Below are 1,453 nucleotides of genomic sequence, written 5' to 3'. Positions count from 1 at the left end.
CCTCCCCATCGTGTGAATCCCACCTTTCCGCCAGCGCCTTCGAGGCAAGCCGCTGCTGCTCGAATCCCGCCAACATCTGCTCAAAGGCATGCCCATCCCGACCCGACAGATCAGGCACGTAACGGGAATAGACCCGGAATAACATCTGAGTGCTGTTATGGCCCAGTTGCTTTGCTATCCACTCAGGGCTCTCACCTGCCGCGAGCCAGAGCGTGGCGGCGGTATGCCTTGTCTGATAGGGCTTGCGCTTCTCCAGCTTTAACAACGACAGCAATGGGTACCACACCCGATTGGCCACATTGCGATCCTCGAACGGGCTGCCGTGCTTCGTGCAGAAAACAAACCCATCTGGTGAGACCTTGCCATCGTAGCGGTCGCGTTGAGTGAGAAATGCCTGATAAACCTGCTCACTCATCTGCACCGCGCGATAGGAGCCATCGGTTTTCGTCGGGATCAGTTCATTGCGGACCCATGCCTGATACACCAGGATCTGCCGGCGCTCGAAATCGATGTGGCGCCAGGTTAAACCGTGGATCTCGCTCGAACGTAGCCCGGTAAAAAACCGGATGGTGTAATAAGGGCGAAAGTCAGCCCTCACCACTGCCAGCAGTCGACCAATCTCTTCAAGACTGAAGGGCATGATGTTGCTACGGGGGATCTTGAGTGCTCGGATATTGCGCCAGGGCGAGTCAAAACCGAACCGATCTGCCGCATCTGCCAACATCATGCGAAGCGGCGTCATGATGTGGTTGACCCGTGAGGCTGAGATCGGCTTGCCACCTCTCCCGGGCAAACGAGCGATCATTGTCCTGAATGCCAAGATCGCAGACTTATCGATCACGCTCAGCGGCTGATTGCCAAAGTGCGGCAGCAGATGGCAATCAAGAATGTCGCGGATGGTCTCCTGCTGGGAGGTTCGCCACTCGGCCGATTTTTCCTGGTACCACTGCTCAGCAAAATCAGACAACAGAGGGCACCCAGCCCGCAACACGGCTTCCCGCTCGGCCAGTTTGGTGAAGTAGCCACAACGCGGGCTGTTTGGGAAGGTTTTGCAAAAATCAAACTGCCCGAGGGTGATTTGTGCCTCCAACCGTTCACAATACTGCTTCAGTTTGTGGCGATTTTGGCTTGTATCGGGTAACCCAGTGCGCTCACGACAGCGCTTCCCCTTGAAGCAAAAATCGAGGTAAAGCAATTGGTTAAGGCTATATACTGTTGCCATAAGAATCCACCTCCCCTAGCCCTGAAACGACTCGAACATTGCGCTGTGCTTGAGCATTTCCTCTTCGATAGGCTCCCAGAGAAACAACAACTTACGACCGCCAAACGGGCGAATATAGTGCAGCCCTTCGAGCAGGACAGAGTCTTTCAGCTGATTGCGGATAGTACGTGGATCGAACTTGATGCGAGCAGAGAGCTCTTCTGTTGTCAGGTAGGTGTATGCCATAATCAT

At 54.7% G+C, this 1,453-nt stretch carries 2 protein-coding genes; both read right to left on the bottom strand.

Translation table 11 applies throughout. The features are described 5' to 3' along the window. On the bottom strand, positions 1–1,222 hold a 1,222-nt coding region (locus PG881_RS23845; protein ID WP_270803296.1), incomplete at its 3' end, for a tyrosine-type recombinase/integrase. Between the two features lie 15 nt (positions 1,223–1,237). Continuing rightward, positions 1,238–1,453 (bottom strand): hypothetical protein (locus PG881_RS23840; RefSeq protein ID WP_010674970.1); only part of this gene is annotated, 216 nt, incomplete at its 5' end.

This window comes from Aeromonas sp. QDB54, from assembly GCF_027707385.1.
Taxonomy (GTDB): Bacteria; Pseudomonadota; Gammaproteobacteria; order Enterobacterales; family Aeromonadaceae; genus Aeromonas; species Aeromonas hydrophila.
This window is presented reverse-complemented; position numbering and strand designations above follow the sequence as displayed.